Origin of the sequence: Leeuwenhoekiella nanhaiensis (assembly GCF_002744755.1) — a bacterium.
Taxonomy (GTDB): Bacteria; Bacteroidota; Bacteroidia; order Flavobacteriales; family Flavobacteriaceae; genus Leeuwenhoekiella; species Leeuwenhoekiella nanhaiensis.
The window spans coordinates 91,612-113,485 of the sequence record NZ_KZ319291.1; the positions used below are offsets into that span (position 1 = coordinate 91,612).

At 42.6% G+C, this 21,874-nt stretch carries 16 protein-coding genes and 1 other RNA gene; 7 read left to right on the top strand and 10 right to left on the bottom strand.

Going from position 1 to position 21,874, the window contains the following annotated elements:
• Positions 1-17 precede the first annotated feature (17 nt).
• The 5 genes from CJ305_RS11050 to CJ305_RS11070 all read right to left on the bottom strand — a co-directional run bounded on the left by CJ305_RS11050 (position 18) and on the right by CJ305_RS11070 (position 6,954).
• The gene (locus CJ305_RS11050; RefSeq protein ID WP_143469377.1) at positions 18-1,328 is read right to left on the bottom strand and encodes a hypothetical protein; all 1,311 of its coding nucleotides are present in this window, start codon (positions 1,326-1,328) and stop codon (positions 18-20) included.
• A 182-nt stretch (positions 1,329-1,510) separates the two neighbouring features.
• Positions 1,511-1,831, bottom strand: coding sequence for a gamma-glutamylcyclotransferase family protein (locus CJ305_RS11055; RefSeq protein ID WP_099646339.1), 321 nt, complete (start codon positions 1,829-1,831; stop codon positions 1,511-1,513).
• A 17-nt stretch (positions 1,832-1,848) separates the two neighbouring features.
• On the bottom strand, positions 1,849-4,341 hold the full coding sequence (locus CJ305_RS11060) for a T9SS type B sorting domain-containing protein (RefSeq protein WP_099646340.1): 2,493 nt from the start codon (positions 4,339-4,341) through the stop codon (positions 1,849-1,851).
• On the bottom strand, positions 4,341-5,888 hold the full coding sequence (locus CJ305_RS11065; protein WP_223248863.1) for a hypothetical protein: 1,548 nt from the start codon (positions 5,886-5,888) through the stop codon (positions 4,341-4,343). The genes CJ305_RS11060 and CJ305_RS11065 overlap by 1 nt, the downstream gene beginning before the upstream one ends.
• A gap of 7 nt (positions 5,889-5,895) precedes the next feature.
• Entirely contained in the window at positions 5,896-6,954 is a 1,059-nt protein-coding gene (locus CJ305_RS11070; protein WP_099646341.1) for a glutaminyl-peptide cyclotransferase, read from the bottom strand.
• Between the two features lie 88 nt (positions 6,955-7,042).
• Between CJ305_RS11070 and ffs the strand changes: the two genes are divergently transcribed.
• The 3 genes from ffs (at position 7,043) to fsa (ending at position 8,784) form a co-directional block, all read left to right on the top strand.
• Positions 7,043-7,142: signal recognition particle sRNA small type (ffs, locus tag CJ305_RS11075), an RNA gene on the top strand.
• 48 nt (positions 7,143-7,190) lie between these two features.
• Positions 7,191-7,994, top strand: coding sequence for an SDR family oxidoreductase (locus CJ305_RS11080; protein ID WP_099646342.1), 804 nt, complete (start codon positions 7,191-7,193; stop codon positions 7,992-7,994).
• Between the two features lie 133 nt (positions 7,995-8,127).
• Positions 8,128-8,784 (top strand): fructose-6-phosphate aldolase, encoded by a 657-nt coding sequence (gene fsa / locus CJ305_RS11085; RefSeq protein ID WP_099646343.1) that lies wholly within the window; start codon positions 8,128-8,130, stop codon positions 8,782-8,784.
• Between the two features lie 78 nt (positions 8,785-8,862).
• Here the strand turns inward: fsa and CJ305_RS11090 are convergent, their stop codons facing one another.
• Positions 8,863-10,275, bottom strand: coding sequence for a TlpA family protein disulfide reductase (locus CJ305_RS11090; RefSeq protein ID WP_099646344.1), 1,413 nt, complete (start codon positions 10,273-10,275; stop codon positions 8,863-8,865).
• Between the two features lie 173 nt (positions 10,276-10,448).
• Between CJ305_RS11090 and CJ305_RS11095 the strand changes: the two genes are divergently transcribed.
• Both CJ305_RS11095 and CJ305_RS11100 read left to right on the top strand, forming a co-directional pair.
• Positions 10,449-12,074: an ABC-F family ATP-binding cassette domain-containing protein gene (locus CJ305_RS11095; RefSeq protein WP_099646345.1), complete on the top strand. Its 1,626-nt coding sequence runs from the start codon at positions 10,449-10,451 to the stop codon at positions 12,072-12,074.
• Positions 12,075-12,120: 46 nt separating this feature from the next.
• Positions 12,121-12,660 (top strand): hypothetical protein, encoded by a 540-nt coding sequence (locus CJ305_RS11100; protein WP_099646346.1) that lies wholly within the window; start codon positions 12,121-12,123, stop codon positions 12,658-12,660.
• A 79-nt stretch (positions 12,661-12,739) separates the two neighbouring features.
• On the opposite strand, the gene CJ305_RS11105 is transcribed toward CJ305_RS11100, so the two are convergent.
• The 4 genes from CJ305_RS11105 to recG all read right to left on the bottom strand — a co-directional run bounded on the left by CJ305_RS11105 (position 12,740) and on the right by recG (position 18,682).
• On the bottom strand, positions 12,740-13,246 hold the full coding sequence (locus CJ305_RS11105; protein ID WP_099646347.1) for a putative signal transducing protein: 507 nt from the start codon (positions 13,244-13,246) through the stop codon (positions 12,740-12,742).
• A complete protein-coding gene (locus CJ305_RS11110) occupies positions 13,243-13,962 on the bottom strand; it encodes a hypothetical protein (RefSeq protein WP_099646348.1) in 720 nt (239 codons plus the stop codon). The genes CJ305_RS11105 and CJ305_RS11110 overlap by 4 nt, the downstream gene beginning before the upstream one ends.
• A 67-nt stretch (positions 13,963-14,029) precedes the next feature.
• Positions 14,030-16,456 (bottom strand): phenylalanine--tRNA ligase subunit beta, encoded by a 2,427-nt coding sequence (pheT, locus tag CJ305_RS11115; protein WP_099646349.1) that lies wholly within the window; start codon positions 16,454-16,456, stop codon positions 14,030-14,032.
• 120 nt (positions 16,457-16,576) lie between these two features.
• Entirely contained in the window at positions 16,577-18,682 is a 2,106-nt protein-coding gene (gene recG, locus CJ305_RS11120; RefSeq protein ID WP_099646350.1) for an ATP-dependent DNA helicase RecG, read from the bottom strand.
• A gap of 198 nt (positions 18,683-18,880) precedes the next feature.
• On the opposite strand from recG, the gene CJ305_RS11125 reads away from it, so the two are divergent.
• Both CJ305_RS11125 and CJ305_RS11130 read left to right on the top strand, forming a co-directional pair.
• Positions 18,881-20,950: a M1 family metallopeptidase gene (locus CJ305_RS11125; protein WP_099646351.1), complete on the top strand. Its 2,070-nt coding sequence runs from the start codon at positions 18,881-18,883 to the stop codon at positions 20,948-20,950.
• Positions 20,951-21,874 carry a patatin-like phospholipase family protein gene (locus tag CJ305_RS11130; protein WP_099646352.1) on the top strand — a complete coding sequence of 308 codons (924 nt, stop codon included), beginning with the start codon at positions 20,951-20,953 and terminating at the stop codon, positions 21,872-21,874.

Below are 21,874 nucleotides of genomic sequence, written 5' to 3' on the forward strand. Positions count from 1 at the left end.
TTGCACTCAATCAATACTTAGAAGCCTACAATAACATCGGTGTTTCGCTCTGCGGCTCTAAGCTCAAATTGATTTTGAACACGGGTCACTAAAGATTCCAGATCTGTGTTGGGTGCGTCAATACTGGTGATACTTTCGGTAAAGGCATCAAAGCTCGATTTGCCGTAAGCCAGGTTCTGAAAGGTATTCTTAAGGAAGATTTTCATCTGTTCAGCACCGATGCTTTGTTCTAGCTCAATAAACTGGCTGGGGGTAATAAGCAATGCCTGAAGCTGAGGTTGAGACACAACGGCGGGTTCCTGAGGTACAAATCTGGGTTGTATAATTCCGGTTACGCGGTCATACTGCACACGATTATTTAATTCCAGGTATTTTATGCGTGCATATTTAGCCAAAGCCTGTAAATACAACTTGTCAATTTTCGTTTTCGGTTCAAAATTACTGGCGAAATAATAGTAGGCAGCATCTTCAGTCAGATTTTCGTCAACTTTATTGATATCTACTTTGGGCGAGGTATTTACAATGGTATTGTAATTAGCTTCGTTGCCATATATGGGAGACTCCAATTGCGCGTACACCGTTTTGTTTTGATTTCCTTCAATTTGGGTAAATTCTTCCAGAAATTTCTGGGTTTTGGAGAAGCGTGACTGTATTCTTTGAATGTCAGCATCAGAGACATTGATGTAGTTGGCATAGGTTCCTTCTTTAAAATCAAAATTACCGGCAATCAAGGTAATATCTCCTTCAGCCCGGTCATTGACAAAGGTGGAACCGCTGGTTTTTGGAGTTCCTTTACCAAGATAAATTTGATCACAGTCTGTACAGGTTGCCGTGATCGAATAGGTCATATTAAAGGGATTAATATATTCTGAAAGCGAACCGCTCGTGCGAACGACCTGTGGATACCAATAATCATTAGCACCGGCAAAAAGTACCCCATCTACCAAAACAACTTCTCCTTTATGGCGTCTGACATCTCTTTCGGTTTCCAGGTTTTTTAGTTCACCTGAGATTTCAATTTTTAAACGGTCCAGATCGTTGAGTGGTCTGTTGATATTAATGTTATGCGTAAGACAGTCGTTACAATTTTGAGGATATTTGCTTGAAGCAATAGGATCTTCATTCAGGTAAACCTGTTTTACTTTAAAATGTTTGTTCAGTTTAAAGGATAGTTTTTGGGAGTTTACAGGTAAATTACTCAAAGTGTATACTGCATCAAAACGTTCTTCTGACAGTGAAATAGACACCGAGGCATCCATATGACTTTGTTCCTGAGCAATACCAATTTGAACAAAAAACAAACATAAAAAGGAGAATAATAGACGCATTTTCTAGTCGGATTTTACACGAATCTATAAGGTTTTTGGCCAAATCCTGAAAAAAAAATCAAATTGCGTAGTTGAACCGATAAAGTAGAATATGGTCTATTTTATTGTTAAAGAAAATAGATGATTAGCTTGGATTTTTAAAAACAAGCAGAATTCAATTCAGAGGATACTAGTTTTAAATTTTAGATCGGTTTTCGATAAACCCAGGCTGTTTTGCCTGATTCCAAATCCACTTCTATCCGTTCATATGAAGCACCCTCATATGTGTCAAGTAGATGCAGGTGATCTGCTTTAATTGAATAGCAAATACCTTCAATCCGGTCGGTTTCATTACCGGTATATATCGCGATTAAATATGTTTTAGCAGTATGATGACTTTCCTGAAGTTGAATAGCTCCTATTTTATAGCCCGATAGAATTTCGGCAGAGCCTTTCAGTTTTTCTCCAAAGATCTGCAATTGTATGTGCTCCAGTTGAAGTGTTCCGTAGGTAAATAAATACATCGTCTTGATATCAATACTTAACGTTTCAAGGTAAAATGTCCATTAAATTGGCTTGTTACTCCCTCGTTGTCTGTAAGTTCTACGCGATACCAGTAATCGTCTGAAGGTAATGCACGATCCCGGGTGGTGCCGTTCCAGCTTTCACCAAAGCCATACAGTGATTTAAGAAGTTTGCCATAGCGGTCAAAAATAAATATACTCACGGCGGTATAGTCCTGTGTACTTAGCCCAAGAGGCTCCCAGGTATCGTGATAACCATCGTTGTTAGGTGTAAAAAATTTTGGAAAACCCAATACCGGAATCTCAATACTGCTGATTCCGCATCCGTTTTTATCGCGAACAAAGAGGGTTTTAAAGCCCGGAGTAACCCGTTCAAAAAGAGGCTCGTCTCTGTAAGGTCCTAGTTCGTCTCCCAGAGCATACTCATAATCACCCTGACCCAGGTTAGGCAGGTTGATAATCCGTACTGCGTTTAGTTCTCCGTCGCTGGTCACTTCAATATTTTCAACAGTAAGTGTAGCGGCTTCAGAAGCGATGACTTCAATCTCCTGAGTTGTGGAGGAACAGGCGCCGTTATCTGCGCTAACACTATAAATACCGGGGGAATTGACCACAACAAAAGATTCAGTACTCAATAAGATGCCCTGTTCATCCCGCCACTCGTAGTTGTATGAGCCCTGAGCATTTACGGTTTCGAGCGTAAAAGAAGCAGCTGTACTGCAAAAACGGCCTTCGTTTAAAATTTCAAATTCAGGAACAGGTAGTACACGTAATCGTAAATGAGGTCCTACTCCATAACAGCGGTTACCGGAATTTTCTTCAACCCGCACGTAGAGGATCTGCTCGTCTGGAGTCTCGTTGCGATAGGGGTTATTTAGGGGAATTTCATTTTGGTCTAAAAGAGCCTCTTCCTGCGTTCGGTAATACGAAACGTTTAGATTACTGCCTTGCGGAAACTGAGCCAGCATAGCCGGTGTAGCCTCATTGAGGTCAAAGTCAAAATATCCGTCAATGGCGTCATCGGTATCACAACTGGATAGCTCATAAACAAAACCGGAAGGGAACGAGGTGGTTGAAACTTCCAGGTTTACTTCCGTAATTGCAAAGCAACCACTGGTGTTCTGGGTACGGGCATAAAGCGTATTTCCATTACTGCTGTCGTAGTCCGGATTGTCAATTCGGGTCGCAGTCAGATTATTCTCAGCATCTGTACGGTTTGAATAAAAATCAAGGCTTTCTGAGGATGATGTGCTTATATCGGCAGCAATAGCATCCAGGTTGAAAATAGTAAAACCGTCAGGAGTACCGTCTTCATCACAATTAAACACCTCAATCTGAGCCGGCGCATTTACGGGTGTGAGCACCACAGCCTGAACGGCACGTCTCGCGCCTGCCGCACAACCAGTAGGTTCTGCAGCAACATAAAACGTAGTAGTGGTATTGATGTTGGTTGTAAAATTTGCTCCTGTAAAAATGCGGTTACCGCCTGTAGCACTGTCATACCAGTGTAGTTCGCCTCCGGTTCCCTGAGCATTTAGACTTACTGTTCCCGGTCCGCAACGGGAGTCCCCGGTTGTACTTACTATTGCCGCAACACGTATTTGTGATGAGGTAGCTATTTTAAGAACGGGATCGTTAGGCATACCACCAAATTCTACAATATAACCTTTGGCCTGAAAAGGACCCGGTGGTTCACCTATGGTTCTCAGGTCATTCCAGGAACCAGGTAGACCTACAGAAGGGTCTGTAATGTGCGCGTAATCTTCACCGCCATTTACATTATTTGGTTCCCCGGTATTCCAATACGCGAAGTTGGGAGTTGTACCGTTTACTCCACCATTCCAGAATACTACACCTCCTGCAAGACCTTCCGGACCGGTAACCCATTTCCAGACGCCTTCGGTTTCTTCATCGGTACCGCCTATCCAGCCTGCGCCCTGAGTTTGTTCCCCACATAATATGGCTTCTTCTTCTGTAGTAAGGGTAGCAAGGTAACCGGTTAGTCCATAATAGGGTTCATTTGCCGCTGCGACGCGGGCATCCTGCCAGGTTATTTCTATGTCCTCATAATATTTGTAGAAGTGACCTGTTGAAGGTAAGTAATTTGCATCGCCAATGGTGATTGCAATCTCTTTAGTACCGCTTACGTTGGCATTAGTACTTCGATAGCCTACATTTCTCACAGCCATTTCTATCTCAGCAGGAGTTAAGGTAGGGGGGAAGCTAAGCTGTAACTTACCGCTGGAAGCTGTAAAACTTGCAGTTATTGCCGTATTACTCCCGTTGTAACGTAGAAAATCACGGCCCTGCTCATAGCCACTTGAAATCTGAATGTAAATCGCATTTATCGCAGTTCCCGAAGCATTAGTCAGTGTAAAATCCTCGACGATAGAAATCTCAGAACCGGGACAGTAGAGTTGGTCGCCTGTAGCTTCAAGCTCAGGGCTCTGGGCGTATGCTTCTAAGAGGCTGAGCGTAAAAATGACGGTATAAAGTAGTTTTCTGAGCATCAATTGTCAAGATTTGTAGCCTGATAAGCCCCGGCATCAGGGGTGTTGTTGCGCTCGGCCCCAGTGATATCTAAGGGTACCTTTACGGCTCCTGCAGTATTTCCCAATTCCTGAGCAGCCGAATTTAAGCCTATACGATACTTGTTTTTTGCGGTGTTTTCAAAATCAGGATCTGCGCTGATGGTATTCATTTCGTATTTCGTAGCATCGGTAAAATCATAATTTGGCAGAGCCGAAAATTCACCAAAACGATCATCGAAACGTATTAAACTGTTGCTGAACGAAAAGTTGAAAGCATTTTCATCTACAGACCGTAATCCCAATTCTTCGGCTCTGTTACCGTAGATGATGCAATTTACGAAATCAGCTTTTGTTAGGTCTGCGGTAAGCAATTCAGCTTCGGTCTCCAAAAAATTGTCCACCTGTACGGCAGGTGTATTGCGAAAACTTTGATTCCAATAATTAGCAAACGTACTGTGCGTAAAGCTGTAGCTTCCACCCAGCCTGATCCACAGATTTGAAATGCCGGAATTACCAACCACCAGGTTTTCAGCATTAAGCGACGCCGTGATGGCATATACACCTACCAGAGCGCTGTTGTAGATCTGGATGTTTTTGAGTTGAATATCGGCTTCCGCATTCCCGGTATTGCCATCGGCGAGAATACCCAGATTGTTGTTTTTTATGGTTATATAATTCAAAATTCCCGTACTTCCCGGTGTAAACCAAAGGGTTCCCCACTGCCCGGGGACATCAGCAAACTCGGGCTCCAGACGATCTCCTTCTAAAATAATTTCATTTTCTAAAGTTTCGGGGTCTACGCTTAAGCTTCCGTTTGCTTCAATTCTTCCGCCGTTGCCAACAATAATGCCGCTGTTGTCGTGAAAGTGCAGCCGTGCTCCGGCATCAAGAATCAGGGTTTTACCGTCAGCGATTCCGGCGTAGCCGTAAATTACATAAGGCTTTTCATTAGTAAAATGCAGTTGCTCGTCAGCAAGTACAAAACCTTCTATCAGGATGGGTTCGCCCGCTTCATCAATCCCTATCTGTAATGTCTCTTTGATACCCTGGGCATTTTTCCGTGGAAAAAGAAATTCAGCATCCTGCACAAGGGTCACGAGTTCGACCTGCTGGGTGTAAGGCTCAGCGTCAAAAATAATCTGATCTGTGTAGATAATCTGATCATTATTTTGAGCATCTACCGTGGTTTCTATAAAGATAAAAATGCTATCCTTCGGTAAAATTTCAACCTCGGTAAATATTTTGCCCGCGCGCCCGTCAATATTTAGGCGATACGCCGAATTTTCGCCTCTGGCCAGACCAACCTGTGGGATGCGTATAAATGCATCACTGCGGTTAAACACCTTAAGTGTGTAGGTACTGCTGCCAATGTTTGAAAAAACCGTATCAAGATATACGGTATCCCTCGAAAACTGCAGATTCCCCGTACTGCGCTCAGGCTCAAAATCATCGCGACAGGACGTCAGGCTCACAAGGGCGATAAGGACAAAAAATGTCTTGAAGAGGATAGTGAGCGGTTTGGTCAAGGTTTGATTATTTTTTTAGGATCCGTATCTCAAAGAGTTTGTCCCAATGTTTTCCGGTGACGTAGAGCTTTTGGGATGCTGCGTCGTAAGCGATCCCGTTGAGCACTTCATTAGCGTCGTCAGCGATTGATTTAATCTCTTTTTTAAGCGACCTCAGGTCAACCACACCTTCAATAGCACCCGTTTCCGGATTGATGATGGTGATGCTGTCAAACTGGTAGCTGTTTGCATAGATTTTACCCTCTACCCACTCCAGTTCATTAAACTTGGAACGAACTTTCTTGTTATCAACTACCTCAAAGTAGCCGGTCTCGGCGTAGGTTTCGGGATCTAAAATCCAGATTTTTTCGGTACCGTCAGACTTATAGATGTTTTGGCCATCGTTACAGAGGCCCCAGCCTTCTTTGCTCTGACCATACTGAAAGCTTCCGGTCTTTGAAAAGCTGTTGAGGTCGTAAATAAAACCGGTCTTTTCCCGCCAGGTTAACTGTATCAATTTTTCATTTAAAATAGTTAAGCCTTCGGCGAAATACGTTTTGTCAAGATCGATGCGTTTAAGAATCTTTCCGCTTTGCAAATTGGTTTTGAGCAGGGCAGACTCTCCATATTCGCCCACGCTTTCGTATAAAGTGTCATTGTGAAACTCAAGGCCCTGAGTGTAAGACTGGGTGTCGTGTGGAAAGGTATTGACGATTTCGTAAGTATAAAGCACCGGTGTTTCCGAAGCAAGCAGCGTGATTGTTTCAGTAAGAACAGCGGTTTTATCGCCTGCGTACAAAGTTGCCTGAAGCTGTTTTTTACCAAGCTTTTGTTCATTAAGAGTATATGAAATGGCATCAAGTCCCGGCTGACTTCCAATTCTTGTATTGTCGAGCTGATAAACAACCGAATCGAGCACCGCATCCCCCTTTGGTTTTAAACTTATAGAAAGACTTTCGCCATTTTTTAAGCTTTCTACAGGCTTGTCAACAACGATGGAAAAACTTTTATTGAGATCTTTTCCGTTTCCGCAGGAAAGCAGCAAGGTGCTTAACATGAAGAAAACGAGAAGATTAGAAATGCGCATGATTTACAGATTTAGGCGATGAAGTTAAATCAATAAATTCAGTTAAAAAAACCTTTGGCAAAGCAGATAGGTGCCTTATATTTGCACCCGGCAAGTCCTACACAACCAGCTCCTGTCGAATTCCCCCAGGGCGGGAACGCAGCAAGGGTAGATGGTCGTAGCGGTGTGATGTAGGTAGCTTGCCTTTTTTTATGCCTTATATTTGCGTAAATTCTTCCCTTTTTTAAATACACATTATGTCACAAGTTGTCCTGATTACCGGAGCCTCTTCAGGCATTGGGAAATCAATAGCTGAATATCTAGTCACCAAAGGCTTTACGGTTTATGGTACCAGTCGCAATCCCAAATCTGATAATCTAAATGGTGTGCATCTTATTCCGCTTGACGTTACCAAATCGGAAACCATTAAGACTGCGGTTGAGAACATTCTGGAGAAGGAAGGCAAATTAGATGTGCTCATCAATAACGCCGGGAAAGGTATTACCGGTCCGCTAGAGGAAATCCCTGAAGAAGAACTGAAATCGGTTTTTGAAACCAATTATTTTGGTCCCATTGCGGTGATGAAAGCAGTGCTGCCTACGATGCGTAAACATCGCAAAGGTCTAATCATCAATGTCACGTCTATAGCCGGTTATATGGGTTTGCCCTATCGCAGCGCATATTCGGCAACTAAAGGTGCACTGAGTTTAACCACCGAAGCTTTGCGTATGGAGCTTAAAGAATTTAATGTAAAAGTAACTAATGTCGCTCCCGGAGACTTTGCAACCAATATTGCTTCAGGACGTTATCATGCCCCTTTGCTTGAAGATTCAGACTATGCTAAAAATTATGGCAAGTCATTGTCTCTGATGGACGAGCACGTAGATGAAGGGGAGGATCCTATGCTTATGGCTAAGGCAGTTTTCGACATTATTAACACAAAAGAACCTCAGGTTGACTATAAAGTGGGCGCGTTTATGCAACGCTTTTCTACCTTTTTAAAAGGCGTGCTGCCCGGTAAAACCTATGAGCGCTTATTATTGAAGCATTATCAGCTTTAAAGTGTGATTTGATGTTATGTTATGTAAATGTAACATTAACACTTAATTTGTATAATAACGTAACTTTACGAAAATTCAAGTTTTAATTGCTTAATTTTGACCATAAAACAATTGATAAACCAAAAATATCCTCATGAAATTTTTTATTGATACCGCAAACCTTGATCAGATTAAAGAAGCTCAGGATCTGGGCGTACTTGATGGTGTAACCACTAACCCTTCATTAATGGCTAAAGAAGGCATTACCGGAAGGGAAAATATTCTTAAACATTATGTAGACATCTGTAATCTTGTTGACGGTGATGTGAGTGCAGAGGTAATCTCTACAGACTTTGACGGAATGGTTAAGGAAGGTGAAGAGCTTGCTGCATTACACGAGCAAATCGTAGTTAAAATCCCAATGATTAAAGATGGCGTTAAAGCCTTAAAATACTTTAGCGACAAGGGAATACGTACAAACTGTACGTTGGTATTCTCAGTAGGGCAGGCATTGCTTGCTGCTAAAGCCGGAGCTACGTATGTGTCTCCATTCTTAGGACGTCTTGATGATATCTCTACAGATGGTCTTCAGCTTATTGCAGACATTCGTCTGGTATATGACAACTATGCTTTTGAAACTGAAATTCTTGCTGCTTCAATTCGTCACACGATGCACGTTATTGACTGTGCTAAATTAGGATCTGATGTGATGACCGGACCGCTTTCATCTATCGAAGGTCTTTTAAGTCACCCACTTACAGACATTGGTCTTGAGAAGTTTTTAGCAGATTACAATAAAGGAAATAATTAAGAAGAATTTCCATTATAAATACTAAAAGCCCGTCTTGGAGAAGACGGGCTTTTTAATTTCTTTTAGTTCAATCCAGTTTTAATTATTTAATGCGCTGAGCAATTCGTTTTCAAACGTAGTGCTAAAGAGATTGGTGTGCGCGTTTATGATAAATCCTTCTTCATCTACAATAAACGTTTTTAGTGTAGAGCTTAAGGCTAAATCTTTAACCAGCCTGTTGTAGTCGCCGGTAAATAAATATTGTTGTTCCGGTTCAAAGCCGTAGCGGTCAATGCTTTTTTTCCAGCTCGAGTAATTGTCTCTTACATTAATAGCCATAAAGGTAAATTCCGGAAATTTCTCAATATAGCTATCTGCCAATCGCTGCGCGCGCTTGGCGTGATTCTTATTTTCATTAGACCAAAAGAAAATGAAGGCCGGTTTTTTTATTGTGGTTTCAAAAGTGACCGTATCTTTTTCTAAAGTGAGCAATTGCTCGTCAGGAATGCGTTTACCGGTTTCAATCTTCTTGTTTGCAGTGTACAAGTCTCTGATTTCTTTCTTATCGCGTTCAGAAGGAACCTGATTCATGTACATCTCATAGAGTGTCTCTCCGCCTTTTTTATCATTGCTGTTTGCCAGATAGTCTTTAATGGTGCGGGTAAGGAGAAAACTTTTAACCGAATCGTTTTTTATTTCGGTTTGAATCAGGCGTAGTTTGTGCAGGTTATGCGTGAAGGAAAGCGGATCATAGGCCTCATCAGTAAAATATTCTTTAAATGCAGCCTGATTGAAGTAATTAAACAAAAAACGCTGATAGGGATAAAGCTCTAAAAACTCAGGCGCATTAAAGTCGACCTCTTTTCGGTAGTCGTAAAATGAGTTGGGAAGCGATTTTATGAATTCGACACGATCTACACCAAAATGGGACATAGGATAGACCTCCAGACGCGCAAAATAATCATAGTCAACGATGGCCTGCCCCAATCGCTCAAAATAGATACTCACTTCGTGCTTTTTTAGAAATTCATCCAGTCTGTCCTGACGCTCTTTTCTAAATGCCAATACGCTTCTACTAAAGGTTGCAGGATCCTGCTGATAAATTTCACGCTGAATCATCAAATCATTTTCCTCTTCATTTTTGAGAAAAAATTCGATTAGCAGATTGTTTTCAGGAGCACCAAAACCGCTGTAGGTAAGTGTTTCGTCAAATTCAAACGTATTTACCCGCAACAGTAGACTATCACCCGGCTCGAGGTAGACAATTTGCTCTTCATTGTGCCTGAAGGTGTATATGCCTTTTTGAGTATCGCTAAGTTTGTAAAGAAATTTATTGTTCTGATCAAGCGAAATGCTGTCTAAGAAAACATCATTTTTTTCAAGAATCACGTAGTTAGAAACCGGATTTATAACCTCTCCGCCAAGGTACGTGCCACTCTCGGCCTTTGGAGTGTCATCGGCACAAGAGGTTAAAAATGCGATAAGTATGAAGAAAAGTAGCTTTTCACTCATAAAAAGTTGGATCTTGAGTTTTGGGACGAAAATTGCTTGAGCGTTTAAATGTAGCCGTGTCAGGCGTTTTACGCTGTTAATTACAAGTTAAACTATAGAATTAAAAAGTTAATCTTTCATCTTTTCCCTCAATAGCTGTACTTTTGCGCCCTTAATTAAAAAGAGGAACGACTATGTTATCAGTATCTAATTTATCTGTTCAGTTTGGAAAGCGCGTGTTGTTTGATGAGGTGAATATTTCCTTTACTCAAGGTAATTGCTACGGCATCATTGGTGCCAATGGCGCCGGTAAGTCAACCTTCTTAAAGATCATTTCAGGTAAAGAAGACCCCACTAGCGGACATGTGCATCTGGAGCCGGGTAAACGAATGTCTGTGCTGGAGCAGGATCACTACGCTTATGACGAGCATACGGTTTTAGAGACCGTGCTTATGGGGAATAAGCCTCTTTTTAAAATAAAGACCGAAATCGATGCGCTATACGCAGATTATTCTGATGAAAACGCAGACCGAATTGGTGAACTTCAGGTAGAGTTTGAAGAAATGAACGGCTGGAATGCCGACAGCGATGCGGCTGCGTTGCTTTCAAACCTCGGTATAGCCGAAGATCTGCATTACAATCTGGTTAAAGACTTGGATAGTAAGCAAAAAGTACGTGTGCTTTTGGCTCAGGCCCTTTTTGGTAATCCTGACGTGTTGATCATGGATGAGCCTACAAACGACCTGGATTATGAAACCATCAACTGGCTTGAGAACTTTTTGGCCAACTATGATAACTGTGTGATTGTGGTATCTCACGACCGTCACTTCCTGGATGCGGTTTGCACGCACATTTCGGATATTGATTTTGGTAAGATTTCACACTTTAGTGGTAACTACACCTTCTGGTACGAGTCTTCTCAGTTGGCAGCCCGTCAGCGCGCACAGCAAAATAAAAAGGCCGAAGAAAAGAAGAAAGAATTGGAAGAATTCATCCGTCGTTTTAGCGCAAACGTAGCCAAGAGTAAGCAGGCTACTTCGCGTAAGAAGATGATTGAAAAACTTAACGTAAACGAGATTAAGCCATCAAGCCGAAGATATCCAGCAATTATTTTTGAGCGTGAGCGTGAGGCAGGAGATCAGATTTTGAATATTGATAAACTGGCTTCATCAATTGACGGGGAGATTCTATTTAAAAATGTAAATCTCAATCTGGCTAAAGGCGATAAAGTAGTGGTGTACTCTAAAGACAGCCGTGCTACTACAGCCTTTTATGAGATTATAAACGGAAAGCAGAAAGCCTTGGAAGGTAAGTATGAGTGGGGGGTAACTACAAACCAGTCGTATCTTCCGGTTGATAATCAGGAATATTTTGAAAACGATTTGACCCTGGTTGACTGGTTACGTCAATATGCCAAGACCGAAGAGGAGCGTGAGGAAGTATTCTTAAGAGGATTCTTAGGTAAAATGATCTTTTCCGGCGAAGAAGCGCTTAAAACTGCAAATGTATTGTCAGGAGGTGAAAAAGTGCGTTGTATGCTGAGTAGAATGATGATGCAGCGTGCAAACGTACTCATGTTTGATGAGCCTACAAACCACCTGGATCTGGAATCGATCACCGCAATCAACAATAGTCTGAAAAATTTTAAAGGAACCATTTTACTTACGACAAGCGATCACGAGTTTGCACAAACCGTAGGTAACCGTATCGTGGAGCTTACGCCAAAAGGTGTGATAGATCGCTATATGAGTTTTGACGATTATATGAATGATCCTAAGATCAAGGAGCAACGTAATCAAATGTATGCAGTAGAGGCCTAAATTTTAGTATCTTAGTCGGCATTGACCCCAAATCGTGAAGACTACTATGAAAATCAGGTTTCTTACTCTACTGTTTATTTTACCCATTTTAGGAGCGTGCTCTTCTGATGACAATTCAAACATTCAGGAAACTATAGAAGATCCCGTAAATGCTTTTGTATTTGACGGGATGCTTTTTGATGTACAGACGCTTTGGATTTTTGATGAAAACACCAGTACCGATGAGCCTTCAAAAATCGGAATCAATTTCTTCAACAAGACTACAGAGCAGATAAGTTCGGGTGAGGATTTGCAGGATGTGGTTGCGATTTATTTTGCCCTGACTGATGATGTGCTAAAATCAGTCAACTATGTAAATGCTTCTGATTACGAATTTTTTGTTGACGGCGCGGTGTCCGGAGGGAGTTATGAGCGAGGTACTTCAATTTTAAATTATGCTGAAACAACACAGCAGGCTACTGAAATTCAGGTAACCATAAATACTCTGAGTGAAACCGAAATTTCAATTGATTTCAGCTTTACCCGAAATGACGGTAAGGTCATTTACGGCAACTACAGCGGAGCTTATTTAAATCTCAATGAGTAACATTGTTACTCGATAGCCTAATGCCATGCCAGACTATCCCTGTGTAGTAAATGCAAAATCAAAATAATTCCGTTTAATTCTACTTTCTAAAGTGGTTGATCAGCGCAAATGCACTTATTGCAGCGATAAATCCGCTTAGGAAAATACGAAAGGTCGATAGCTCTTCTCCCTGAGTGAGCGGGTAGAGCCTCCAAAGCGAATAGACCAGTAGTGCCAAATTGAGAATTAAATTCCACTTGGAGCGCTTCGGTTTTTCTCCTTTCTGAATAAGCGGTCTTCCTTCAGAAGAAACGTTTTTTTCCTCTTCAAGCCTGCTCTGCGATGCTTCAACTTCAAGTTCAGTATCGGTATGCTGTGCTTCGGCGAAGGCTTTTTCGACCAAATGCTTGGCTTTAATCAGATTTTCTTTTTCAACAAAAACCAAAGCTTCGCTTTCAAAATTACCAAAGCCACCGCGCAATGCGCTTTCCTTGTCATTTCTTAAAACGCTTTTGATACCGGCGTCTTCCAGATAGTTTTTAATGTAGTTGGCATTGATTTCAGAACCCGCATAGACGCGTTCGTAGTTAGAATCTTTTATCATCATTGGGCTTTATCATATTGACAACGCCAGATTGCAGTGTTAAAGTTCTTACCGGCAGCAAATCCATAATACAGTACTACCGCAGCTATAGATTTAAACATAAAAAAGAAAACCATCACATCCTGGCTGAAGCTTTGCTCTTTGGTAAACAGCCCGTCTGGCACTAATGCCGTGGCCAAAATACTGGAGAGTAAGATGGTAAAAATAAGATTTTCAAAGTTCTTAAATGGCCACATCATCAGCTTTCGAAGCGGATGCAAATCATTACCCCATTTATGAATCAGGTAGTAGTATCCGTTGCCCATTGGCGCAAAAAGCAACGGGTCGTCGGTTTTACTCAATACAAACAGCTTAGAGGGCGCCATAATTTTAAAACCACTGAGGTGGGTCTCATGTTCCTGCTCCAGACGATTTATTTCGGAAAGCGCTTCCTGTGGAAATTTTCCTTTAAAATACCGCGAATCCAAAAAGCGCAAACGGTAATCAATGCAGATCTTTTTTATGCTCTTTTCGTGGAAAATACGGTGTCTGTCTAACAGATCAAAATTGAAATCGATCTGATCGTCTCCTGAAGTAGCTGCGAGATTATTCAGAATACGCTCATTAGGACCTGAATTATTGGAGATCAATTCATTTACCCAATCAATAACCCGCTCATCTGCATTCTTAAACTCTTCACGATACAGTTTATCGTGAATATTGGTTTTCTTTAATAGCATTTTTCTTTTTTTATGCATAAAATTAACCAATACGCATCAAAGTTACAACCTTGTAAGTGCTAAAGTATTAGCGCAATACCGCCTGTAGCTGATCTTCAAAGCGTTTCTGCAGTTTGCCCATTATTTTATCAATCTCGGCATCGGTAAGGGTCTTGTGCTCATCCTGAAGCGTAAAGCTCACTGCGTAACTTTTCTTATCCTGAGGTAGATTTTTACCTTCGTACACATCAAACAGGGCTACTTTTTTAAGCAGCTTGTTTTCAGTTTTGTAGGCTTCATCGTAGATTTCTTCAAAACTCACCTGCTTATCCAGCAGGAGTGCAAAATCGCGACGCACCGCAGGATTTTTAGGAATTGGCGCGTAGCTTATTTTATTTTGCTGTATCAGCTCTAAAATAGTATCCCAGTTAAAATCTGCGTACAACACTTCGAGATCAATGTCAAAGTGATTGCGAATGGCTTTGGCAACCAGACCAAAATGAGCAACAGGCTTTTTGTCTACAGAATAGGTAAGTCCTTCTGAGAATTCATTGCCTTTAACCGGCTTAACCTGCCAGTCTTTTATGCCCAGCCTGTTGAGCACCACTTCAACCATTCCTTTCAGATTGAAAAACGTAGTGTTTTGCTGTTGCTGATACCAGTTTTCCGGATTTTGTTTTCCGCATAGAAGCAAGCTCAAATGCTTGTATTCTTCACGCTTGTCGCCATACTGATGATAGCTTTTGCCAAACTCAAACAACTTGAGGTCAGACTGGCGGCGGTTGCTGTTAAAGGCAACGACTTCAAGACCCGAAAATAAAAGCGATTGGCGCATTACCGAAAGATCGGTACTCAGCGGATTAAGCATCTTAACGCTGTGTGCCTCTTTGTAAGCTTCATTTAAAGTAGCGTATTCCGGATTGGTTAGCGAATTATTGAGAATTTCGTTGAATCCAAGAGACGCCAGTAAACTTCCTGTGATTTGCTGCACTTTGTGATCTGCAAAACGGCTGGTTTTAGAAACGGAAGCATTCAGCTTTGCTTTAAATTTGATTTTGTTGTAGCCGTAAACCCGAAGAATTTCTTCGATAACATCTACTTCACGAGTCACATCGTTACGATAGGCCGGGATAGTCATCCCGATACCAGACTCGGTAATGTTATTGATTTTAATGTCTAATGAAGACAGAATAGACTTGATGGTCTCCTTAGGAATTTCTTCCCCAATGAGCTTTTGAGCCCGTTCAAAATTTAAAATGACCTGATGGTCTTCAATCTTTTTGGGATAAATATCCACAACATCGCTGGTTACATCACCGCCGGCTAATTCTTTAATAAGCAATACGGCACGCATCAGCGCATACTCGGTAATACTTGGGTCAATGCCACGTTCAAAACGGAACGACGCATCGGTATTTAAACCGTGTCTTTTTGCAGTTTTACGAATGCTTACCGGATTGAAGTAAGCACTTTCCAGAAATATTGACGTCGTATTTTCGGTTACACCGCTGTTTGCACCACCAAAAACACCCGCAATACACAGCGGCTTTTCGGCATCGCAAATCATCAGATCTTCAGCATCCAATTCACGTTCTACGCCATCAAGAGTGGTAAACTTAGTGCCCGCAGCTACGGTTTTAACGTTGATTTGCTTTCCGGCGATTTTCGCCAGATCAAAAGCATGAAGCGGTTGCCCCAGTTCGTGTAAAACGTAATTGGTAATGTCAACCAGATTATTTTTCGGCGTAAGCCCTATCGCTTTTAATCGGTTTTGCATCCAGGCTGGAGATTCTTTTACGGTAAGACCGGTCATCGTAACCCCGCAGTAACGTGGTGCTTTTTGCGTGTCAAGTACTTCAACACTTACTTTCTGGGTGCGGTTATCTATTCTAAATGAACTTGTAGATGGAGTGATGAATTCCGGATGTTTGCCCAGTTGAATCAGACCGGCACGCAGGTCGCGCGCGACTCCCATATGACTCATCGCATCGGCGCGGTTAGGCGTAAGCCCGATTTCAAAAACCAAATCATCTTCTACTTCAAAAACATCGGCAAGCGGTGTGCCCGGGGCAAGATCGTCATCAAGAATCATAATACCGTCGTGACTTTCGCCAAGTCCGAGTTCATCTTCGGCGCAAATCATTCCGTTACTCACTTCCCCGCGTATTTTTCCTTTTTTGATTTTCCAGGCTTCGCCTTTATCATCAAATAAGGTTGTACCTACAGTAGCTACAGGAACTTTTTGACCTGCATCAACGTTTGGCGCGCCGCAAACAATCTGTACAGGTTCGCCCTCGCCAAGATCAACCGTGGTCAGTTTTAAACGGTCTGCATTGGGATGCTTAACGCAGGTAAGCACGTGACCTACCACGATACCTTTCAGTCCGCCTTTTACACTTTGAAAGTCTTCAATACCTTCAACTTCAAGACCTAAATCGGTAAGGAGATTACCGGTTTTTTCAGCTTCCCAATCAATATTTATAAACTGTTTTAGCCAGTTGTAACTTATTTGCATGCCTTTGTTTTTGAAAGGGCAAATATACTATTTACACGGCTTTTTGGCACTCTGAGTTATCGAAAATACACAACTCAAATAATTCGGAAATTGGAGTTGTGAATTCAGAATTAATGCGGGCTAACTGATGTAATTCCAGATGTTTTTGAATTTCATCAGGGCTGCGTAGGTCTGGCGAATGGGCAGGTTTTCGGGTTTTTGCAATTGTGGATCCTCTTTCAAAACGGCCGAGGCATAGCCGCGGGCCGCTTTCATGATCTCGTTATCTTTAACGATATCGGCGATTTTCAGGTTGAGCATACCGCTTTGCTGTGTTCCCATCAGATCGCCGGGACCACGCAATTTGAGATCTACTTCTGCGATTTCAAAACCATCATTGGTGCGGGTCATCGTTTGCAAACGGGTTTTGCTGTCTTCCGAAAGCTTATGACCGGTCATCAAAATGCAATAACTCTGGTCTGCACCACGTCCCACACGGCCCCGCAACTGGTGTAATTGCGAAAGCCCGAAACGCTCGGCACTTTCAATCACCATCACCGAAGCATTGGGCACGTTAACGCCTACTTCAATCACGGTGGTGGCAACCATAATCTGAGTTTCGCCGTTTACAAAACGGTTCATTTCGTAGTCTTTATCGTCGGGTTTCATCTGGCCGTGAACGATAGAAATCTGGTAATCGGGCATCGGGAACTCGCGGCTGATGCTTTCATAACCATCCATCAAATCTTTATAATCTAGCGCCTCACTTTCCTGAATCAGCGGATATACGATATAGATTTGACGGCCTTTTTTGATTTCATCCCTAATAAAACCGAAAACTTTCAGACGGTTGTTATCGTAGCGATGTACGGTTTTAATGGCTTTTCTTCCGGGAGGCAGTTCGTCAATCACCGAAACATCGAGATCACCGTAAACACTCATCGCCAGCGTACGGGGAATGGGCGTTGCGGTCATAATCAAAATGTGTGGCGGCAAATCGTTTTTGTGCCAAAGTTTACTGCGCTGGGCTACGCCAAAACGGTGCTGCTCGTCTATAATCGCCAGTCCCAGGTTTTTAAACTGCACCTTATCTTCGAGCAGAGCGTGGGTGCCTATCAGGATGTGTAGCGAGCCGTCTTCAAGGCTTTCATGAATCACTCGGCGTTCTCTGGTTTTTGACGAACCGGTGAGCAAGGCGATTTTAATGTCCAGTTTTTGACACAACTCGCTAAGTCCCTGATAATGCTGAATAGCCAATATTTCGGTGGGCGCCATCAGGCAGGCCTGGAAGCCATTGTCTATCGCAATGAGCATCGTGAGTAAAGCAACTATGGTTTTTCCGCTACCCACATCACCCTGTAATAAGCGGTTCATTTGTGCGGGCTTGCCCAGATCGTTGCGTATTTCTTTTACCACCCGTTTTTGAGCTCCTGTAAGTTCAAAAGGCAGGTGTTTGTTGTAAAATTCGCTAAAATTTTCACCTATATGTTCAAAGGCATAGCCCTTGATTTTTTTCTTGTGCAGCAGGTTTTTAACCAGTAATTGAAACTGGATGAAGAACAATTCTTCAAACTTCAGCCTGAATTGCGCCCGTGCCAGATTTTCCTGTTTCTGCGGAAAGTGAATATTGAGATAAGCTTTTTTGCGCGACATCAGCTTGAGGGCTTCAATAATTCCCGGCGATAGCGATTCGTCCAACTCTTTATGTACTTCCTGAAACAGGGTTTGCATCAGCCCGTTCATCACCCGGTTTGTAATACCGCGATTGCTCAGTTTTTCGGTGGAAGGATAAACGGGTTGCATCGCCGCCCGCAGTCCTTTCTCATGTTCTTCAAGCAGTTCGAGATCGGGATGTGCGATCGAGTAGGTACTGCCAAAACGCTGCACGCGGCCAAAAGCCACATAAGGCACATTGATTTTAAGGCGCTCGCGAATCCATTTCAGGCCTTTAAACCACACCAGTTCCATCGCGCCGGTTTGATCTATATAGGTAGCAACCAGGCGTTTTGAGCGGCCTTCGCCCACGGTTTTGATGTGGGTGACTTTACCTATGATTTGAACATCTGCGCTGGTGGGCTGCAGTTGATTTATGGTATAGTATTGGGTTTTATCGATGTAGCGGTTGGGGAAGAGGTTGAGCAAATCCTGATAGGTGTGAATGCCCAGCTCTGAGCGCAGCAAATCGGCCCGGCTGGGGCCCACGCCTTTCAAGTAATCTATAGGTGTTTGTAGTTTGCCCGCGTTCATCGCAACGAATATATAAAACGTCTCAATTTTATACGTGTATTCACCACTATTAAACAAGCGCTTTTAAAATCAAATCCTTAATTTGGCAGCCTATTCTGGTTTTAACTAAAAATGACAGTTAAGAAGCTTTTCGCAACAGCGAAAAAGTGCAAGCTGTCTAATCAAATCTGTAGTACAGATTTATAAATTGATGTATTGATGAAATGGTTTTTTTCGCTTATCGCCACGCTTTTGATAAGCACAGGCTATAGCCAGCAAACGCAAACGGTAGATTTTGAACGCATCTATGCCTTGCTCGACTTTAATTTTGCCGAAGCTACCGTGAGCGGCGATCTGGAAATCAAATTTACCATGCTTGACGATGCTGATTTTGTGTATCTCGATGCTAAGAATATTCTGCGTTATGAGTCTATGCTTAACGATAAACTTGTAAGCACACATACCGATGACGGGCGTATCATTTTTACACAAAGCTTCGCAAAAGGGCAGACCTATCACCTTAAACTCAAGTACACCGCCAAACCGGACAAAGCACTTTATTTTGTAAATAACGGCGGTTTTCAGCAAATCTGGACGCAGGGTCAGGGCAAATACACCTCAAACTGGCTGCCCAGTATCGATGATATGAATGATAAAATCGAGTTTGACCTGAGCATCGTGGCCTATCCCGGTCAGGAAGTTGTGGCAAACGGAGTTTTAAAGGAGAAGGAAGAGGTTGAAGAGAAGTTTATCTGGCATTATGAGATGTCTGAGCCTATGTCGAGTTATCTGGTAGCTGTTGTGCTGGGGGATTACCGCAAACAAAAGCGAATGTCTGATAGCGGGATTCCGATAGAGCTGTATTATTATCCGGAAGATTCTATGAAGGTGATGACCACCTACCGCTACAGCGACGATATTTTTGATTACTTCGAAGAGGAAATAGGGGTGCCCTATCCCTGGCCCAATTACAAACAAATTCCCGTAAAGGATTTTCTGTATGCGGGGATGGAAAACACCACCGTGACTATTTTTAGCGATCAGTATGTGGTAGATCGCACCGGTTTCACCGACCGCAATTATGTGAGTGTTAATGCGCACGAGCTCGCCCATCAATGGTTTGGCGATTATGTGACCGAAACCTCCGGAACGCATCACTGGCTTCAGGAAGGTTTTGCTACCTATTATGCCTTACTCGCAGAGCGAAAATTTCTGGGAGATGATGAGTTTTACTGGAAGCTTTACGAGTCTGCTGAACAGCTTCATGCGCTCAGCAAGCAGGGGAAAGGCGAAAAATTGCTGAATCCCAATGCGAGCTCACTTACATTTTACCAAAAAGGAGCCTGGGCGCTTTTCGCTTTGCGGAATAAAATAGGGGATGAGGCTTTTAAAACCGCGGTAAAAAATTATTTAAACAAGCATAAGTTTGGCAACGTGGAGACCGAAGATTTTCTGGTCGAGGCTCGTGCGGCCAGCGGCGAAGATTTGATGGATTTTACAGAAACCTGGCTCGAGGGAACTGAGTTTCCATACCCCGAGGCACAGGAGCTTTTAAAAGACTCACCAGTGATACAGCGGTATAAGCGCGTGGTGGCCTTGCGTCCGCAATCTTTTGGTCAAAAACAGAACAAGTTGTTTGAACTTTTGGCTTTGCCCGATAAATACAGCGGTCGGGAAGCTATTTACCAGTTGGCTAAAGTACCCGCATCTTCTGCAGCGCGTATTTACGAGCGGGCCTTTTACACCAATAATGCCTGGGTACGCCAGGCTATTGCAGAGACGGTTACAGACGTACCTGCATTTATGAAAACCAATTACGAGCGTTTGCTTAACGATGACTCGTATCTCACCCGTGAATATGCTTTCTTCAATTTGTGGCGATCCTTTCCGGCAGAGCGTCACAAGTATTTAGACAAGATGAAAGGCGTGCAGGGTTTTGCAGATCACAACGTTGAAATCTTATGGCTGGCGCTTGCTATTTCAACTTTAGATTATGAGGAAGCTTTCATACGCGATCATTTTTTCAGATTGACCCGATATACGGGTAATCGCTATGCGTTTGAGACCCGATTGAACGCCTTTGAAAAACTATACCAATTGCAGTTGTACGAGCCCAAAAGTCTGGCCAATCTGGTTGAGGCCTGTTTTCATCACAACTGGCGTTTTGCGCAGGCTTGTAAAGCCATCCTGGATGAGGTCGTTAAAAACCCTGATTATCGTAAAGAACTGGAGAAGTTGAAGTTTGATAATGAAAAAGAGCAGGCTTTGGTAAATGAAAAATTACTCTAAATGCGTGCTTTAGTTATTTCTGGTGGAGGAAGTAAGGGCGCTTACGCGGGTGGTGTGGCTCAGCATCTTATTGAAGAGCAGGGGCACAAGTACGATTTATTTTTAGGTACGTCAACCGGGAGTTTGCTTATTTCTCAGCTTGCCAATAATAACATTAAGCGGGCATACGAGGTCTATACACAGGTTAACCAAAACACTATTTTCAACGTTAATCCTTTCAACATCAAGAAAAAGGGTGACCGTGAGTACGTGTCTATCAACTATTGGAATACCGTCTGGCAGTTTATAAAGCGCAAGCGCACTTTTGGCGAAAGCAAAAATTTGCTTAAAAACATTCGAAAGAATTTATCTAAAGCAGAGTTTGAAGACATAAAAAGGCAAACCGCAGATGTGGTGGTTACCGTCTCAAACCTCACTAAAAACACGGTAGAATACAAGTCTATTAAAAACTGGGAATACGACGATTTTTGCGAGTGGATTTGGATTAGTTGCAACTACGTGCCCTTTATGAGTCTGGTTAAAAAGAACGGTTTTGAATATGCCGATGGCGGTTTTGGTTGTATTGTGCCTATACGCGAGGCCATACGCCGCGGAGCTACTGAGGTGGATGCGATTATTCTGGAATCTGAGAATATGGAGTACAACAAGGTGCTGGGGAAGAATCCGTTTTCGCTGATGGTAAATCTCTTTGGTTTTTTGATGGATCAGGTAGAATATCATGATGTGATCGTGGGTAAACTGGCCGCAATCAACAAAGATGTACCGCTTAATTTGTATTATACGCCTTCAAAACTTACCGAAAACAGCCTGATTTTCAATAAGAAACTGATGAGCAGCTGGTGGCAGCAGGGTTGGGATTACGCTGCCGCGAAAGCAAAACAGGCTCAGGAAAATAAACTGCGCGAAATTTCAGAAACCGAATAG

Bases quoted from the DNA above. Each gene is read 5' to 3' on its own strand.
- recG (WP_099646350.1), bottom strand. From the start codon at position 18,682: ATGAACGCGGGCAAACTACAAACACCTATAGATTACTTGAAAGGCGTG.
- CJ305_RS11060 (WP_099646340.1), bottom strand. From the start codon at position 4,341: ATGCTCAGAAAACTACTTTATACCGTCATTTTTACGCTCAGCCTCTTA.
- CJ305_RS11050 (WP_143469377.1), bottom strand. From the start codon at position 1,328: ATGCGTCTATTATTCTCCTTTTTATGTTTGTTTTTTGTTCAAATTGGT.
- CJ305_RS11110 (WP_099646348.1), bottom strand. From the start codon at position 13,962: ATGCTATTAAAGAAAACCAATATTCACGATAAACTGTATCGTGAAGAG.
- CJ305_RS11080 (WP_099646342.1), top strand. From the start codon at position 7,191: ATGTCACAAGTTGTCCTGATTACCGGAGCCTCTTCAGGCATTGGGAAA.
- CJ305_RS11070 (WP_099646341.1), bottom strand. From the start codon at position 6,954: ATGCGCATTTCTAATCTTCTCGTTTTCTTCATGTTAAGCACCTTGCTG.
- CJ305_RS11125 (WP_099646351.1), top strand. From the start codon at position 18,881: ATGAAATGGTTTTTTTCGCTTATCGCCACGCTTTTGATAAGCACAGGC.
- fsa (WP_099646343.1), top strand. From the start codon at position 8,128: ATGAAATTTTTTATTGATACCGCAAACCTTGATCAGATTAAAGAAGCT.
- CJ305_RS11090 (WP_099646344.1), bottom strand. From the start codon at position 10,275: ATGAGTGAAAAGCTACTTTTCTTCATACTTATCGCATTTTTAACCTCT.
- CJ305_RS11095 (WP_099646345.1), top strand. From the start codon at position 10,449: ATGTTATCAGTATCTAATTTATCTGTTCAGTTTGGAAAGCGCGTGTTG.
- CJ305_RS11105 (WP_099646347.1), bottom strand. From the start codon at position 13,246: ATGATGATAAAAGATTCTAACTACGAACGCGTCTATGCGGGTTCTGAA.
- CJ305_RS11055 (WP_099646339.1), bottom strand. From the start codon at position 1,831: ATGTATTTATTTACCTACGGAACACTTCAACTGGAGCACATACAATTG.
- CJ305_RS11100 (WP_099646346.1), top strand. From the start codon at position 12,121: ATGAAAATCAGGTTTCTTACTCTACTGTTTATTTTACCCATTTTAGGA.
- CJ305_RS11130 (WP_099646352.1), top strand. From the start codon at position 20,951: ATGCGTGCTTTAGTTATTTCTGGTGGAGGAAGTAAGGGCGCTTACGCG.
- pheT (WP_099646349.1), bottom strand. From the start codon at position 16,456: ATGCAAATAAGTTACAACTGGCTAAAACAGTTTATAAATATTGATTGG.